Origin of the sequence: Mesorhizobium sp. M0074, assembly GCF_040322975.1 — a bacterium.
GTDB lineage: Bacteria > Pseudomonadota > Alphaproteobacteria > Rhizobiales > Rhizobiaceae > Mesorhizobium.
This window is the reverse complement of record NZ_JAMYUM010000018.1, coordinates 36,085-51,940: the sequence shown is the minus strand read 5'-3', so window position 1 is coordinate 51,940 and position 15,856 is coordinate 36,085. Positions and strand designations below refer to the sequence as shown.

Annotated in this window: 14 protein-coding genes; 5 read left to right on the top strand and 9 right to left on the bottom strand. The window is 62.8% G+C overall.

Annotation, left to right across the window (positions count from 1 at the left end):
- Positions 1 to 10: 10 nt before the first annotated feature.
- The 5 genes from NKJ73_RS22925 to NKJ73_RS22905 are packed head-to-tail and all read left to right on the top strand — an operon-like array spanning position 11 to position 6,192.
- Complete coding sequence (locus tag NKJ73_RS22925; RefSeq protein WP_352571200.1) at positions 11 to 1,159, top strand: M24 family metallopeptidase; 1,149 nt, start codon at positions 11 to 13, stop codon at positions 1,157 to 1,159.
- A gap of 10 nt (positions 1,160 to 1,169) precedes the next feature.
- Entirely contained in the window at positions 1,170 to 2,426 is a 1,257-nt protein-coding gene (locus NKJ73_RS22920; RefSeq protein WP_352571198.1) for a sarcosine oxidase subunit beta family protein, read from the top strand.
- A 13-nt stretch (positions 2,427 to 2,439) separates the two neighbouring features.
- Entirely contained in the window at positions 2,440 to 2,745 is a 306-nt protein-coding gene (locus NKJ73_RS22915; protein WP_352571197.1) for a sarcosine oxidase subunit delta, read from the top strand.
- The gene (locus tag NKJ73_RS22910; protein ID WP_352571195.1) at positions 2,742 to 5,696 is read left to right on the top strand and encodes a sarcosine oxidase subunit alpha family protein; all 2,955 of its coding nucleotides are present in this window, start codon (positions 2,742 to 2,744) and stop codon (positions 5,694 to 5,696) included. The genes NKJ73_RS22915 and NKJ73_RS22910 overlap by 4 nt, the downstream gene beginning before the upstream one ends.
- Complete coding sequence (locus NKJ73_RS22905) at positions 5,689 to 6,192, top strand: sarcosine oxidase subunit gamma family protein (protein WP_352571193.1); 504 nt, start codon at positions 5,689 to 5,691, stop codon at positions 6,190 to 6,192. Before NKJ73_RS22910 ends, NKJ73_RS22905 begins: the two co-directional genes overlap by 8 nt.
- A 65-nt stretch (positions 6,193 to 6,257) precedes the next feature.
- Here the strand turns inward: NKJ73_RS22905 and NKJ73_RS22900 are convergent, their stop codons facing one another.
- From NKJ73_RS22900 to NKJ73_RS22860, 9 genes are all read right to left on the bottom strand, one after another.
- Entirely contained in the window at positions 6,258 to 6,722 is a 465-nt protein-coding gene (locus NKJ73_RS22900) for a cupin domain-containing protein (protein WP_352571191.1), read from the bottom strand.
- Between the two features lie 187 nt (positions 6,723 to 6,909).
- On the bottom strand, positions 6,910 to 7,785 hold the full coding sequence (locus tag NKJ73_RS22895) for an aldose 1-epimerase (RefSeq protein ID WP_352571190.1): 876 nt from the start codon (positions 7,783 to 7,785) through the stop codon (positions 6,910 to 6,912).
- A gap of 5 nt (positions 7,786 to 7,790) precedes the next feature.
- The gene (locus NKJ73_RS22890) at positions 7,791 to 8,591 is read right to left on the bottom strand and encodes a FadR/GntR family transcriptional regulator (protein ID WP_352571188.1); all 801 of its coding nucleotides are present in this window, start codon (positions 8,589 to 8,591) and stop codon (positions 7,791 to 7,793) included.
- A gap of 2 nt (positions 8,592 to 8,593) precedes the next feature.
- Positions 8,594 to 9,538 carry an ABC transporter permease gene (locus NKJ73_RS22885; RefSeq protein ID WP_352571186.1) on the bottom strand — a complete coding sequence of 315 codons (945 nt, stop codon included), beginning with the start codon at positions 9,536 to 9,538 and terminating at the stop codon, positions 8,594 to 8,596.
- A gap of 53 nt (positions 9,539 to 9,591) precedes the next feature.
- On the bottom strand, positions 9,592 to 11,190 hold the full coding sequence (locus tag NKJ73_RS22880) for a sugar ABC transporter ATP-binding protein (protein ID WP_352571185.1): 1,599 nt from the start codon (positions 11,188 to 11,190) through the stop codon (positions 9,592 to 9,594).
- A gap of 14 nt (positions 11,191 to 11,204) precedes the next feature.
- On the bottom strand, positions 11,205 to 12,188 hold the full coding sequence (locus NKJ73_RS22875; protein WP_352571183.1) for a substrate-binding domain-containing protein: 984 nt from the start codon (positions 12,186 to 12,188) through the stop codon (positions 11,205 to 11,207).
- 32 nt (positions 12,189 to 12,220) lie between these two features.
- On the bottom strand, positions 12,221 to 12,997 hold the full coding sequence (locus NKJ73_RS22870) for an SDR family oxidoreductase (protein WP_352571181.1): 777 nt from the start codon (positions 12,995 to 12,997) through the stop codon (positions 12,221 to 12,223).
- Positions 12,998 to 13,002: 5 nt separating this feature from the next.
- Entirely contained in the window at positions 13,003 to 14,175 is a 1,173-nt protein-coding gene (dgoD, locus tag NKJ73_RS22865; protein WP_352571179.1) for a galactonate dehydratase, read from the bottom strand.
- Between the two features lie 219 nt (positions 14,176 to 14,394).
- Positions 14,395 to 15,831 carry an aldehyde dehydrogenase family protein gene (locus NKJ73_RS22860; protein ID WP_352571177.1) on the bottom strand — a complete coding sequence of 479 codons (1,437 nt, stop codon included), beginning with the start codon at positions 15,829 to 15,831 and terminating at the stop codon, positions 14,395 to 14,397.
- Positions 15,832 to 15,856 lie beyond the last annotated feature (25 nt).

The window sequence follows — 15,856 nt, the reverse complement described above, 5'->3', positions numbered from 1 at the left end:
AGGACGCCCGATGGACCGCAATCCGTTTTCCGAAGCCGAAATCGCTGGCCGCCTTGCCAAGGTCCGTACTGCTCTAGCCGAGCGCGAGCTCGACGGGGCGGTCTTCGCCTCGCCGGAGAACGTCTTCTATCTCACCGGGCTCGATCACTGGGGGTATTTTGCCCCTCACCTGCTGATCGTCCCGCTCCAGGGAAAACCTGTCCTGGTCACCCGCTCGATGGAAATGGTGACGATCGAGAAGCAGGTAAAGGCAGCGGAATTCCGTGGTCACTCCGACAGCGAAACGGCGGCCGACCTTGCCGCGCGGGTGCTTGCGGAGCTCGGCCTGTCCGGCAAGCGGATCGGTCTCGAATACTGGACGGCCGGCCTTAGCCATGGACTTGCCGTGGCACTCCAGATGCAAGCCGATGCCAAGTGGAGCGATGTCTCCGGTCTGATCGACAAGATGCGGCGGGTGAAGAGCGCCGACGAACAAGTGCTGATGCGGCGGGCCGCAAAGGTGACGGACGCCGGTGCCGGTGCCGCGATCGCCGCGATCTCGGATGGCGCTTCCGAACAGGAGGTCGCCGCCCAATGTGTTGCGGCAATGATCCGCGCCGGCGGTCATGCGCCGGGCTTCGGACCGTTCATCCGCCCGGCCGCGCGCCTGGGTGAAGAACACACGACCTGGGGCGACGGGATCTACCGCAAGGGCGAGCCGGTCTTTGTCGAATTGTCCGGGTGCATCTCACGCTACCACGCCCCGCTCGGCCGGCTCGTTCGCATCGGCCACATCAGCGACGAAGACGCCGCAATGGCGGAAGTGACCGCCAAGGCGTTCAACGCTGTCGTCGAGGCGTTGCGGCCGGGCGCCAAGGCGCGCGATGTCTACGCCGCCTGGCAGGCTGTCGCTGACGAGGCGGGTCTTTCCCACTATCGCCGCCATCACTGCGGTTATCTTGTCGGCGCCGGCCAGCCGCCATCATGGACCGGCGGCAATTCGGTGACCGGCTTGAGGCACGATTCCGACCTCGAGATCGAGACCGGGATGAGCTTCCACATCCTGTCATGGCTGATGGGCACCGGTCGCGGCGATGACTTCGTTTCCAACACGGTGCTGTTGACCGATGCGGGCGCCGAAGTGCTTACCCGCACGCCGGCCGGCCCGATCGTTCGATAGGCCTGCACACATGGCGCGCTACTCGGCATTTTCGATCTTGCGCAACGCGCTGTCCGGCCAGAAGAATTGGCAGCGCGCCTGGCGGGCAGCGGAGCCAAAATCGTCCTATGACGTGATCGTTATTGGCGGCGGCGGACACGGCCTCGCCACCGCCTTCTACCTCGCCGAGAACCACGGCATCCGTAACGTCGCCGTGCTCGAAAAGGGTTATGTCGGCGGCGGCAATGTCGGCCGCAACACCACCGTCATCCGCTCCAACTACCTGCTCGACGGCAACACCCAGTTCTACGAATTCTCGATGAAGCTCTGGGAGGGCATGTCGCGGGCGCTGAACTTCAATGTCATGTTCTCGCAGCGCGGCCAGCTCGTCACGGCGCATTCGGCCGATCAGCTCGACGGCTTCAGCCACCGCGCCAATGTCATGCGGCTGAATGGCATTGATGCCGATATCCTCGACCGCGACGAGGTGCGCCGTCTCGTGCCCTATCTCGATTTTTCCGACACCGCCCGCTTTCCGATCCATGGCGCTATCTTCCAGGGCCGGGCGGGCACGGCGCGCCACGACGCCGTCGCCTGGGGCTATGCGCGCGCCGCCGACGGCCATGGCGTCGACATCATCCAGAACTGCGAAGTGACCGGCTTCCTCCGCGACCGCGACAGTATCGTCGGCGTCGAAACGACGAAAGGCCGGATCGGCGCCGGCAAGGTCGGCCTCGCGGTCGCTGGCCACACGTCCGTGCTCGGCGCCAAGGCCGGGCTTGAACTGCCGATCGAAAGCCATGTGCTGCAAGCTTTCGTCACCGAGCCGCTGAAGCCGCTGGTAGATCACGTCGTCGCTTACGGCGCCGACCATTTCTACGTCAGCCAGTCCGACAAGGGCGGACTGGTCTTCGGCGGCAATCTCGACGGCTACAATTCATACGCCCAGCGCGGCAATCTCGGCGTCGTGCGCGAGGTGGCGGAGGCGGCGATTGCATTGATGCCGTGCATTTCGCGCGTCCGGCTGCTGCGCCACTGGGGCGGCGTCATGGACATGACTCCCGATGCCAGCCCGATCATCTGCCCGACGCCGATCGACGGCCTCTATCTCAACGGCGGCTGGTGCTATGGCGGCTTCAAGGCGACGCCGGCTTCCGGCTGGTGCTTCGCCCACACGATCGCCACCGGCAAGCCGCATCCCTTGGTCGCGGCCTACGGGCTCGATCGTTTCCGCACCGGCCACACGCTCGATGAGGCCGGTGTCGGCCCTTCCGCCTGGCTGCAATAGGAGGCGGGACAAAATGCTGCGCATCGAATGCCCCTGCTGCGGCCCGCGCGATCATGACGAGTTCCGCTACGGCGGCGATGCCTCGGTCACGTACGGCGGCGATGCCTCGGTCACGCGTCCGGCCCATGACGATCCCGATCCAGAGGCCTGGTATCGTTACGTCTATATCAGGACAAACCCGGCCGGCCCGCACCGCGAATTCTGGCAGCACGTGACCGGCTGCCGCCAATGGATGGTGGTCGAACGCGACACACGCAACCACGCGATCGCATCCGTCGACTTCGCCAGGAAATCGACTGTCAGGAAACAACCGGCATGAGTTCGAACCGCAAACGCCTGCCAGTGGGTGGCCGTATCCGTCGCGAGGTGCCGGTCAATTTCACCTTCGACGGCCGCAAGCTGATTGGGTATCGCGGCGACACGCTTGCCTCGGCGCTGCTCGCCAACGGCGTTACCCTGGTCGGGCGCAGCTTCAAATATCATCGCCCGCGCGGCATTTTTTCCGCCGGGCCCGAAGAGCCGAATGCACTGGTTACGCTCGGGAGCGCCGGCAGGCGCGAGCCGAACCTGCCGGCGGCGACACTGGAACTCGCCCACGGCATGGTCGTGGAGAGTCAGAACCGCTGGCCATCGCTTGCCTTCGACGTGCAAAGCGTCAACGGGCTGTTGGCACCGTTTCTGTCCGCCGGCTTCTACTACAAGACCTTCATGGGCCCGACGCGCCGCGCCTGGATGTTCTACGAACATTTCATCCGCAAGGCGGCCGGCCTGGGCAGGGCCGGCACCGACCCCGATCCCGACCGCTATGAGGTTCGTCATGCCTTCGCCGATGTCGCCATTGTCGGCGGCGGCCCGGCGGGATTGTCGGCGGCGCGGGCAGCGGCCGCGGCCGGGGCGCGGGTTGCGCTGATCGAGCAGGATTTTCTGCTTGGCGGCCAGCTTTTGGCGGAACCGTCCGACAGCGCAGCGGCCGCATGGCTGAGGCAGGCCGAGGCCGAGTTGGAGGGCTTCGAAACCGTCGCGCTGATGAAGCGGACGACCGCTTTCGGCAGCTATGACGGCAATGTCCTTGGACTGGTCGAACAGCGCGATCCAACCGATCCGCAGCCGAATGGCGAGGCCCGGCAAACGGTCACTATGCTGCGCGCCCGCTCGATTGTTTTCGCCACCGGCGCCATCGAGCGGCCGATGGTGTTCTCGAACAATGACCGGCCCGGCGTCATGCTTGCCTCGGCCGCCCGGACCTACCTCAATCGATTCGCCGTCCTGCCGGGCAAAAAAATCATTGTCGCCACCACCAATGACGGTGCCTGGCGCACCGCCTTCGACTATGCCGCAGCCGGCGCGGAGGTGACGGTTGCCGATCTGCGCGCCGTCCCGCCCGCAGCACTTGCCGCGGAAGCCGCACGGCTCGGCGTGGTGGTGCGGGCCGCAACGCGCATCGTCGACCTGCACGGCGGCCATGCCGTCAGGCAAGTAACGCTCAACGGGCCGGAGGGACAATCCTCGGCCGCCTGTGACCTGGTCTGCATCTCCGGCGGCTGGTCGCCAACTGTGCATCTCACCTCGCACCTGGGGAGCAAGCCCACCTACCGCGACGACATTGACGGCTTCGTGCCGGGTTCGTTTCCGGCCGGCCGGTTCGGCGCCGGCGCGATGATGGGAACTTATGCGACGGCCGATGCCATCGACGACGGTCATCGCGCCGGTAGCGAGGCCGCAGCCTCCTGCGGCAAGTCGGCGCCGGTGCCCGCTCCGTCGAAACTCGATCTCGACAAGACCGCCACGAGTTCACTTCGCGAGATCCCTTCCGTTGGACGTGGAAAGGCCTTCGTCGATTTCCAGATGGACGTGACGACCGGGGATATCGAGCTCGCCCATCGTGAGGGCTATGAATCGGTCGAGCACCTGAAGCGCTACACCACGCTCGGCATGGGCACCGACCAGGGCAAGACCAGCAATTTTGCCGCACTTGCCGCGATGGCCGCCCTGCGCAAGGCAACAATCCCCGAGACCGGCGCCACGACCTTTCGGCCACCCTATACGCCCGTGGCGATCGGGGCGCTTGCCGGGCGCGCCATAGGCCATCATTTCAAGCCGATCCGCCGCACGCCGATGCACGACTGGCACATGGCAAACGGCGCCGAGATGCTCGAGGTCGGGCTCTGGATGCGGCCCTATTTCTACCGGCAGTCGGGGCGTAACGTGAACGAGGCCTACGTCGCCGAAATGCGGACCGTACGTCAGGCGGCGGGCCTGATGGACATCTCCACGCTGGGCAAGATCGATGTCCAGGGCCCGGATGCGGCAATCTTCCTCGACCGCGTCTATGCCAACGGCTTTGCCAAACTGGCGGTAGGCCGCGCCCGCTACGGCGTCATGCTGCGCGACGACGGCATCGTCTTCGACGACGGCACCACGACGCGGCTGGCGGAAAACCGGTTCTTCATGACCACTTCGACCGCCAAGGCCGCCGATGTGCTGTCGCGTCTCGAATTCCTGCTCGACACGGCCTGGCCGGATTTGCGCGTGGCCGTTACCTCGGTCAGCGATGAATGGGCGGCGATGTCGGTTGCCGGGCCTGCCAGCCGCGCGATCCTCAGCGCTGCTTTTCCTAGTCTCGAGGTTTCCGACGCGGCGCTTTCGCATATGGGGCTACTCGAAAGCGAATGGGAGGGCCGTGCGCTCCGCATCCTGCGTCTCAGTTATTCCGGCGAGCGCGCTTACGAAGTCTATATCGGCGCCACTGCCGGTGAACAGCTTTGGAGCCGTCTGCTCGAGGCCGGCAGATCATTCGACCTGAAGCCTTACGGCGTCGAGGCGCTCGGCGCGCTGCGCGTCGAAAAGGGCCATGTCGCCGGACCTGAGATCGATGGGCGCACGACGCTCGACGATCTCGGCCTCGGCCGCATGGCCGGCAAACGCAGCGGCTTCGTCGGCGACGTCCTGCGACGGCGCCCCGCCTTCCAGGCTCCCGACCGGCAGCGCCTGGTCGGGCTGGAATGCATCGAAGAGGGAAAACGCCTGCGCGGCGGCGCCATCCTGTTCCTGCCGGATGAGAAACCCCATGGCCATGGGCGCGGTCGCGTCACCTCCGTCACCTACAGCCCCGAACGCGGCCATTATGTCGGACTGGCGCTGCTTGCCGGCGATGTCGCGGCAGAAGGAAGCGAGCTCGTGGCGGTCTATCCGATGAAGGCCGAAACGGTTCGCGCCCGCGTTGTCTCGCCGGTATTCATCGATCCGCAGGGAGAACGGCTGCATGGCTAGCTTGACCTCTTCTCGGGATTTCAGCCTGTCCGTGGCGGATTGTCCGCTTATCCAGATCGAGGGCTGGGACGCGACACTGAGACAATTCGAAAAGAGCGTCTCGGCGTCGCTCAACACGAAACTTCCCGCTTCGGTCGGAGAGACGGTTCGCCACAAGGGCCTTTTAACCATCCGCGTTGCACCTCGCCGCCTTTGGCTGGCTCTCGACGAAGGCACAGAAGCGCCAGCCCTTGTCGTCGACCCCGATCTCGGCTGTTCCGTGCCCCTCGGGGAAGGTCGTGTTCGTTTGAAAATGGCCGGCCCTGGTATCGCAAGACTTCTGTCCGGCTGCATTGCCGTCGACTGGCACGCGCCGGCCGCCGCTCCGGGCCGCGCCGTGCAAACATCCTTCCATCACGTGCCCGTGCTCTTCCTGCGCACCGGCGAGACCGCGTGCGAACTCATCGTGCCGCGAAGTTTTGCCCGCAGCCTCTCGGATTGGATTGCCGGCGGCTAGCCAATACCGGTTCCTCGGGCAAGGGCCGGCTTTAGCGGCGATCCAAGCCGCCATCACGAAGCCATCTACTCTCTTGCCGGCCAGTCCTGCAGAAGCGTAATCCCAAACTTCGGCGCGGCTACTTTGAGCCGCTCGATATCGGCAGGCGTCGGCGGCCCCACCACCTCTCCCTTGCTGCGTTCATGGCCACCTTCGGCGAGAAACTGCTCGAACACACTTGGCGTGTCTATCAGGATATAGCGAACGAGCTGATTGCCGGGATTCATAAGCTGGTGCGGGATGCCCCGCTTCAAAAACATGCTCTCGCCGGGCGAGAGCGTTCGGACCACACCGCCCACAATTGCGGTCAAGTGCCCTTCGATGACGTAGACCGTCTCGTCGTCATTCGCATGAACATGGATTGGCGTTTTCGTGTGCCCGTCGCTTCTGTTTTCGAAGAGACTCAACAAGCCTCCCGTCTGTTCGCCGGAGACCAGTCGCTTCATGACGATGCCTGCGAGCACGAATTCCTTTGGTTCAACACCTGTCATCGATCCAATCCTGCCAGGCACATTTGGAGCGCCGCGACGTTCGGCAAACGTCGAACCGGCTCACGGGTTCCCGGTCGGTTGAGTCCCTTTTCCCAAACTCCGTTTGGACAAAAAGCCGGCTTCGTTCTCCCCGGACATGCTGTCGGACATCGACATCCGCCAATTCGAGGGCGCCGCAGACGTCCGTTTAACCGACGGCGAAGTTGCAACGGGCTGCCAGGCTCTCGCCGGGCCCAAGCACCGACAGTCCATTCCATTTGTCGATCGAACCACGATTGTGAGCATCGACAGCATGACTGACCGGTTCAAAACAGAAGAAGTCGCTCTCGTCCGATGGCGAATAGACCAGGTAGAAATTCAAGGGCGATGAAGCTTCAATCCGCAGGCTGCAACTGTGCTCCGGCCACGATATGTTGGCGACGCCGTTCCAACCGGCAAACAGATTGTTTATCCATCCACTCGGCAATACGACTGGGGCGCCGAAATTCCAATCGGGACGGGTTTTGACATCCACAAACCGTTCAGGGAGGTGGTTGGCCAGTTCGAGACAAACCTGCGAGGCCGGCGCATGAAGCGCGGTTCGTGCCGTTCTCGGGAACCATGGATGGATGCCAAGCCCGAACGGCAATCTCATCGAGGCCCGATTGACGACGCGAAGGTTCAGCTCGAGCCCCTGTCCGGCCAGCGCGTAGCTCACCTCGGCGCGATATCGGTATGGGCCGGGCCCGTTGCTGATGAGCGACAGCTTTGCGTTGTCCTGCGTTACGCTGTCGACGTCCCACTCGCTCGAAAATCCATTGCCATGAATGGGAAATGGCTCGCCTGCAACATTGGCAGGCAGTTCGTGGAATTTGGAGTCGAATGTGAACCCGCCGCCCGAGATGCGATTTGACCATGGCAAAAGCAGGTTGCAGGCAAGGTCGAACGGGTTGCTGCTCCCGCCGTTTGGCCAAGGCCTGAAGAGCGGCACGCGTCCATGGTCCAGTCTCGCAAGACCTGCCCCAAGCGATGGGACGATTTCAGCAGACAGGTCTCCGCTTCTGATCTTGATCGTCCCGACCATCCGCTTCAGGCGGTATCGGCCTTGGCAGCGGCGATCGGCTGTTGATGGCGGCCTTTGCGAGCCACTGCAAGAAGGTCGTTCGACGCGATCCCGATGAGCGCCTTCATCTGATCGTGTGCATCGTCGGCCCTGCGCATCCTGATTGCCTCCAGCACGTCGCCATGCGCGCTCAGCGTCTGCTGGTAATTAGCGGTGGCCGATGTGGTCAAGCGGAAGGAGAAGCTGAGGGCGGCCGCAAGCATATTGCCGAGATTGGCGAACACCGGGTTGCGGCTGGCACGCAGGATGGCGGTATGAAACCTGACGTCGGCATCGAGACACGCAGCGAGATCGTCCTGCGGAGCAATGCGCATGGCTTCATAGGCCGCTTCGATGACTGCGAGATCGCCTGACGTCGCCATCTTGGCCGCAAGTTGGGCGGCAGCGGGTTCAATGACCAGCCGCGCCTCGATCAATCCGCGGACGAAATCGAGATCGGGCTCGATATCGCGCATCCATTCCAGAACCTGTGCATCCAGCCTGTTCCATTCGCTCGACACGCGCACACGCGTCCCGGCCCGCTTGCGTGCCTCGATCAATCCTTTCGCCGAAAGCGTCAGAAGAGCATCGCGAAGCGCGGTGCGGCTCGCCCCGTAGATAACGCAAAGTTCGGCTTCCGTCGGCAGGACGGAGTGCTGGGCGTAGGAGCCGGCGAGGATGCGCTGTCCGAGATCGCGGGCGATGCGATCCTTGAGCGATGACGTGGTGCCATCTGCGGCAGGAATGTCCTGCTTGCCTTGGCCAGTCGAAGCGATCGCCGCGTCCATCGTCATGTCCTGTTCAAGTGGTACTCGGCAATTACCACAGCAAGTATCAGCAGCGAGCCCTTGGCAAGCAACTGATAGAAGGTTGGCACGGACGTCAGTATCATTCCGTTGTTGAGGACGCCAATGATGGCGACGCCCAGCAGTGCGCCGACGATCGTGCCCTTGCCGCCCTGCAAGGCGCAGCCACCAAGAACGGCCGCTGTGATGGCCTCGAGTTCCAGGCCTTGGGATCCGGATACGGGCTGCCCGGAGCCGGTACGGGCAGCCAACAGAATCCCGGCCAATCCGGCCGCCACTCCACTCATGATGTAGATGCCGACGCGGTAGCGGTTGATGTTGATGCCGGAGAAGCGTGCGACAACGGGATTGCCGCCCAGGGCATAGATGTTGCGGCCAACGATCGAGCGGGCAAGGAAGAGATGGAACACGATCGCGGTCAGCAAGAGAATCCAGATCAGCAGAGGCAGGCCGAGGATTCGTCCGATCCCGATGAAGCGGAAAGTGTCGCTGAAAATCGCGATCGATTGCCCATCGGACATGATGAACGCGATGCCGCGGAAGATCGCCATCGTACCGAGAGTCGCGATGACAGCGTTGACCCGCCCATAGGTGATGATGATGCCGTTCACGAGGCCGGCAAGACCGCCCAGGACCAGGCCGGCAAGAATGCCCGCGGCAGGTGATCCGGTGGCCTGGATGGCCATTGCCGTCGATACTGTGGTCAAACCGACAATTGCGCCGACGGCAATATCGAGCCCTCCGGCGACAATAACCACGGTCTGGCTCATCGCCAGAACGCCCAGGATGGTAATGCCTAGACCGATGTTCAGCAGGTTTCGGCTGGAGAAGAACACGTCGCCTCTCAGGGTGCCGAAAATGAGCACGAGAATGGCGAGAGCAATAAGAAGGCTTATGTTGTGAATGCCGATGCGCTCTGCGATGCGCAAGGAAGCGCGCCTTTTGCCGGTTTGCGTTGTTGCTGTCCTGAGCTCAAGGCTGTTCACTGAATTTGTCCTCCAAGCGATGCTGCAGATTGAGGCATGGCATGTCTCAGGATCGTGGCCTCGTCGATGTCAGGGCGGGAAAGTTCGGCCGTGATCCGGCCTCCAGCCATAACAAGCACCCTGTCGGCCAGCCCGATCAGTTCCGGCATTTCCGAGGAAATCAGGATTATGCCGATGCCGCTGGCGGCGAGTTCGTCGATCAGGCGATAGATTTCCGCCTTGGCGCCGATGTCGATGCCGCGGGTCGGCTCGTCGAGGATGAGAAGCATCGGCTGCCGGGCAAGCCAGCGCGCGAGAACGACCTTCTGTTGGTTGCCACCCGATAATTTCGAAACCTGTTCGTCTAGGTTGGGCGCCTTGATCGACATCTTTGCTGCAAGCGGTGAGACGATCTCCAGTGCCTTGCGCCGGTTGAAGAAGCCGAAGGTCGACGTTCTGTCGGGCACGCAAAGCGAGGCGTTATCAAGAATGCTTCGGAACAACAGCAGCGCCTCGTGCTTGCGGTCTTCCGGGGCAAAGCCGATGCCCGCCACGATCGCTGCATGCGGGCTGTTAGGGCCAACGGGCACACCATTCATCGTTATGGTTCCGTCGACGCGCCTATCATAGCCGACAATCGCCTTTGCCAGTTCGGATCGACCCGCACCCATAAGGCCGGCAATGCCGAGCACCTCGCCACGGCGGACCTTGAGGCTCACATCGGTGACGTGGTCGGTGGTCAGGCCCGTCACCTCCAGCAACGGTTGCCCCGATTGCCACGTCTCGCGCGTAAACAGATCGGCTATGTCGCGGCCCACCATGAGCTTGGCTATGGTCTGCTCGCTGGCACCGGCAGCGGGGGAATCATCGACCAGCCGGCCGTCCCGCAAGACGACAATGCGATCCGCAAGGTCGATGACCTCGTTCAGCCTGTGAGAGATGTAGACGATCGAAGTGCCCTCGCCGCGCAGCCGGCGAATTACTGAAAACAGACGGCGCGCTTCGTCGTCGGTCAGTGACGAGGTCGGCTCATCGAATGCGATCAGCCGGCCGCCGGCACGTATGGCGCGCATGATTTCGATCATCTGGCGCTGTGCCGGACCGAGTGTGCTGCAGAGTTGACGCGGCAGCATATCCTGCTGCATGCCGAAGGTCGCAAGCACCTTATCAGTCTGGTCCTCGAGCCTGTGCCAGTCGAGCAGGACGCCTGCCAGCCGCGGCAGTTCGCCGACGAAAATGTTCTCGGCCACGGTCAGGTTCGGAACGATCTCCGGCTCCTGATGGATGACGCGTATTCCGGCTCTGTGGCTGTCGCGCGGTTCGCTGAAAACGATCGGCGTGGAGCCATGCAGCACGGTGCCGGTGTCCGGTGCGAACACGCCCTCGAGAATTCGCATCATTGTCGACTTGCCGGCGCCATTCTCGCCAACCAGGGCAAGCACCTCTCCTAGCCGAAAGGCAATCGAGACATTGTCGAGCGCCTGCACGACGCCGAAGCGCTTCGATATCCTGTCGAGCGAGAAGAAATCCGATTGCATCAAAAGCTCACTCCCGAGGATCGATCCCGTGTGCCCGCCGACGAACTGCCGGCGAGCGTCATGCGCACTGCGGCGCATGACGCATATCTGGTTCAGTGGCAGAGCTTGGCTTTGTAGTCCGACGCAAAATTGTCGGCGGTGATGTATTCCGGGTCGGTGAAGGATTGAACGGGAAGCTTCGTTCCGTCCTTGATGGAGGCCAAGAGAATCTTCACCGCCAGCGCGCCATGATTTTCCGAATTGAGCCACATCGTACCACGGAACGCCGAGGGCTTTCCGGATCCGAAGGCATCGCAGGCGCGGCTCCCGTCGATGCCGATCCCCATGCCCTGGTCTGCGGAATAGCCGGCATTCTCCAGTGCTCGCGCACCACCCAGCACGCCGTCATCGTTGCATGAATAGAATATCCAGTTCGTGACGCTGGGATTGGCCGTCAATGTGGTGGTCATCACATCGATGGCGTTGACCATCGTATTGTCGTAGGGGACGCGAACGATGCTGCCCGGCTTGAAATCGGGCACCGCCTTCAGGAACGCTTCTTCCGCGCCCTTGTTGCGCTGCATGCAGGTATCGGCCTTGCGGTCCTCGATCGAGGCGATGCGCACCTCTTTGCCCGCCCAGCCTTCAGCCTTGTAGAGCTTGGCAAGCTCTTCGCCCACCCGCGCACCGATATTGTAAGCATTCATGCCGACATAGGGGACCTGGGTGCCATCCTGGTAGTAGATGTCGTCGTCCACCGCCACCAAGGGAATTTTTGCGGCCTTTGCTTTCTCCGCGATGACCGGTCCCAGCGCCTTGTCGGGGACAACGATGGCGATGCCTTTCACGCCATCGCCGACCATCGTATCGAAGGTCGTGATCGTCAAATTGGCGTCGAACTGAACGTCCTGCGACACGAACGCGGCCCCTGCCGCCTCAGCCGCTTTCTTGGCGCCGCCGACTTCGGCGACAAACCATGGATGGTCTCCCATCTTGTTGATGTAGCCGATCTTGATGTCGTCTGCGCTTGCTGTGCCACTCATCAGTCCGGCAGCCAATACCGCAAATGTCGCCAAAGCCTTTGTTGTGGTTTTCATGAATATCCTCCCTGAGAGCTCTATGGTGGTTGCTAGTCGTGGTAGAGAACCGAGCGCCCACCATCGATGGTGATCGTCTCGGCATTTATGAACGGCGCTTCGTCCGAAGCGAGGAAAACCGCCGTCATTGCAACCTCGTCCGGCCGGCCAATTCGCTTGGGCGGATGGAGGTCGTAGGCTCGCCGCTTCTCCTCGGCGGGGTTCGGGAATGTGTTCCAGTAGGCTTCCGCGATTGGCGTCTCGATATAGCCGGGGGCGATCGCGTTCACCCGGATACCGCGTGCGGCATATTCGATCGCCAGCGAACGGGTCAGGCCCAAAAGTGCATGCTTGGCGACCGGATACGGAAACGTATGGGGAATGATCTGGAAGGCGTGACAGCTCGCTATGTTGACGATGGACCCCGAGCCCTTCGCCAGCATCGTCGGCAAAACCGCCTTGGCGCAGAACCACGCGGCCTGGAGGTCGAGCTTGAGGCAGCGCTCCCATTCCTCATCCGGCATCATCAATGGTTCGTAGAAGACGTTGGCACCGGCATTGTTGACCAGAACGTCGACGCCGCCATAGCTCGTGATCGTGCGGGCGACCATGTCCGCGACCGCGGATGCGTCCGTGACATCCGTCTCGACGAACAATACGTCGGCGCCTCCGGCACGCAGTTCGTCAGCGATCGCTTTGCCGCTTGCCGCATTCAGTTCGGCAATGACGGTCTTTGCCCCATGCATCGCAAAAGCCCGGGCGGTGGCGGCACCTATGCCTTGGCCGGCGCCCGTGACGATTGCGATCTTTCCCTGCAGCCGGCCTGCCATTGCATTCACCAGTCGACCACGGTGCCGTCCGGCATGACGGCATTGCGGGCATGCAGCACTTCCTGCTTGAAGGGGTGGCGCACGATGACGTCCTCATTGACGGTGACGCCAAGGCCCGGCAGTTCGGGCAGGTCCCAGCGGCCTGGTTTACGCCGAATTGGCCAGGTAACGACGTCGTCGTACCAGGCGACGGCACCGGACATCTCCTCCTGAATGACGACGTTTGGCGTCGATATGCCGAAGTGAAGAGCAGCCACACCGGCGATCGGACCGAGCGGGTTGTGCGGCGCAAGGCCGATGCCTGCCGTTTCCGCCATGGCCGCGATCTTCTTTGTCTCCAGCAGACCGCCAGTGTGGCAGATATCAGGCTGGGCAATGTTGAAGGCACGGGCTGCGATCGAGTGCGTGAATTCGCGGCGCCCGATCAGCCGTTCGCCAGACGCGATCGGCACGGCCGATCGCGCCGCAATATGCGCCAGTCCGGCAATATCTTCGGGTGGAACGGGCTCTTCCGCGAACATGATGCGGGCCGGCTCGATTGCCTTGAGGTAATCCATCGCTGCGTTAACGGATGCAGGGCGTCCGTGGAAATCGACCATGATGTCGATATCCGGGCCTACCGCCTCGCGAAGTGAGCCAACCATATTGGCAACGGAGTCGACTGCCTTGGCGGGCGATACGTAGTGGGTGTAGGGAATGCAGACGACCTTGACCGCATCGTAGCCTGCCTGCGTCACGATGCGTCCGCGTTCCACGATGGCATCCGCGGATCCGGTCTCATAGACCGCTTTCATGTCCCCGAGGCCGAGATGCGTATAGGTGCGCAGATAGTCGCGGACCTGACCGCCCAAAAGGCGCCAGACGGGGACGCCCAATGACTTGCCCAGGATGTCCCAGAGCGCGATCTCGATGCCGCTGACGGCGGACATTCCCTCGACGCCGAGACGCCAAAATCCGTGGCGCGTAAGTATCTGGTAGCACTGCTCCACGTTGCGCGGATCTTGCCCGATGAGCAGGGCCTCAAGGTCCTGAAGCGCCCCAACGACGGCTCTGGTCTTCCATTCCAGCGTTGCCTCACCCCAGCCAAACAGGCCTGGCTCGTCGGTTTCGACCCGGACGAAGACCCAGTTGCGCATTTCCGCATTGCAGACGCGCGCCTTGATGGCCGTGATTTTCATTGGTCCTCCCAGACCTGCCGTCTTTTTTCATGGCAATATGTATGATTTATTATAGGAAATGTGGACAAGTCAAGCGCAACGTCGATGTGGACCAGCGCCGTCAGCGGAACTGGCCCCTTGGAGCGTCGCGCCGATCCCGGGGCATTTTTCGACCAATCCTTGCCAACCAAAGGAAGGGTTCTCAGCCGCCGATCCGCCAACATCGAGACAAACGCGCGGCTAAATCACCGCGCAGACCGTTTTCGTCTCGAGATAGTTCCCCAGGCCCGGTGCGCCGTTCTCATAGCCCCAACCGGATTGCTTGTGGCCGCCCTTCGGCAATTCCGGCGAGAAGTAGGAATGGCAATTGATCCAGACGGTGCCCGACCGGATAAGTGCGGCAAGGCGATGCGCAGCGGAAAGGTCGCGGGTCCAGACGCTTGCGGCGAGGCCGTAGGGCGAGTCGTTCGCATGGCTTAACGCCTCCGCGACGTCATCGAACGGTGTCACGGCAACGACCGGGCCGAAGATTTCCTCGCGCATCATGCGCATGTCCGGGCGAACGCCGGTAACCACGGTCGGCTCGAAGAAGTTGTCGAAGCGCCGGCCGCCGGCGATGATCTCGGCGCCGCTGGAAGCACCATCGCCGACGTAGAAGGCGACGCGCGCAGCCTGGGTTCCGTTGACCAGCGGACCAAGGTCGGTATCCGGGTCAAGCCCGTGTCCGAGACGCAGCTTTCGCGCCTCCCCTGCCAGGCCCTCCACCAGACGGTCGTAGATCGAGCGATGCGCATAGACACGCGAGCCGGCGACACAGACCTGGCCCGCATTGGCGAAGATCCCCCGCGCCACTCCGGGGATTGCGAGCCCCATGTCCGCATCGGGCATGATGATGGCCGGCGACTTGCCGCCCAGCTCGAGCGTCAGCTTCTTCAGATTGCCGCGCGCTGCGGAGACGATCATCTTTCCGACTTCCGTCGAGCCGGTGAAGGCGACCTTATCGACATCGGGATCTGCAGCCAATGCTGCGCCCACGGTTTCACCGAGACCGGTCACGATGTTGACGACGCCGTCCGGCAAGCCGGCTTCGATCATCAGTTCACCAAGCCGCAGCGCGCTGAGCGACGTTTCCTCAGCCGGCTTGAGCACGATCGCACAGCCGGCCGCAAGCGCCGGGGCGAGCTTCATCGAGGCCATGAGCAGCGGCGAATTCCATGGCGTTATGGCCGCCACAACACCGATCGGCTCGCGCACCGTATAGGCGAAAATCTTCCTGCCTGCCGGCTGATGGCCGATGGAGGTGGGAATTGTCGTACCGAGGATTTTCGTGGCAAAACCGGCAAAATAGCGGAACTGCTCAGCCGAAGCCGGAACCTCCGCGAAGCGCGAAGTCTTCAGCGACTTTCCCTGGTCGAGCGTCTCGATCTCCGCAAGCTCATCGGCATGGCGCTCGATCAGGTCGGCGATGCGCCATAGCAGCTTGCCGCGTGCCGACGGTGTCATGTCGCGCCAGCTCGCGCCTTCGAAAGCAGCACGCGCCGCAGCAACGGCGCGCCCGGCGTCATCGGCTGTGCCTTGCGCCAGCAGCGCGAGCGTGTCGCCATTCGCAGGATCGGTCGCGGGCAAGGTTGCGCCATCGCTGGCGTCGCACCAGCCGCCGCCGATCAGGTGCCGCATTCTGGGTTTGGCCAGGAACGCTTGA

Coding starts and splice junctions, on each gene's coding strand:
- NKJ73_RS22925 (WP_352571200.1), top strand. CDS start 11: ATGGACCGCAATCCGTTTTCCGAAGCCGAAATCGCTGGCCGCCTTGCC.
- NKJ73_RS22920 (WP_352571198.1), top strand. CDS start 1,170: ATGGCGCGCTACTCGGCATTTTCGATCTTGCGCAACGCGCTGTCCGGC.
- NKJ73_RS22915 (WP_352571197.1), top strand. CDS start 2,440: ATGCTGCGCATCGAATGCCCCTGCTGCGGCCCGCGCGATCATGACGAG.
- NKJ73_RS22910 (WP_352571195.1), top strand. CDS start 2,742: ATGAGTTCGAACCGCAAACGCCTGCCAGTGGGTGGCCGTATCCGTCGC.
- NKJ73_RS22905 (WP_352571193.1), top strand. CDS start 5,689: ATGGCTAGCTTGACCTCTTCTCGGGATTTCAGCCTGTCCGTGGCGGAT.
- NKJ73_RS22900 (WP_352571191.1), bottom strand. CDS start 6,722: ATGACAGGTGTTGAACCAAAGGAATTCGTGCTCGCAGGCATCGTCATG.
- NKJ73_RS22895 (WP_352571190.1), bottom strand. CDS start 7,785: ATGGTCGGGACGATCAAGATCAGAAGCGGAGACCTGTCTGCTGAAATC.
- NKJ73_RS22890 (WP_352571188.1), bottom strand. CDS start 8,591: ATGGACGCGGCGATCGCTTCGACTGGCCAAGGCAAGCAGGACATTCCT.
- NKJ73_RS22880 (WP_352571185.1), bottom strand. CDS start 11,190: ATGCGCCGCAGTGCGCATGACGCTCGCCGGCAGTTCGTCGGCGGGCAC.
- NKJ73_RS22875 (WP_352571183.1), bottom strand. CDS start 12,188: ATGAAAACCACAACAAAGGCTTTGGCGACATTTGCGGTATTGGCTGCC.
- NKJ73_RS22870 (WP_352571181.1), bottom strand. CDS start 12,997: ATGGCAGGCCGGCTGCAGGGAAAGATCGCAATCGTCACGGGCGCCGGC.
- dgoD (WP_352571179.1), bottom strand. CDS start 14,175: ATGAAAATCACGGCCATCAAGGCGCGCGTCTGCAATGCGGAAATGCGC.
- NKJ73_RS22860 (WP_352571177.1), bottom strand. CDS start 15,831: ATGCGGCACCTGATCGGCGGCGGCTGGTGCGACGCCAGCGATGGCGCA.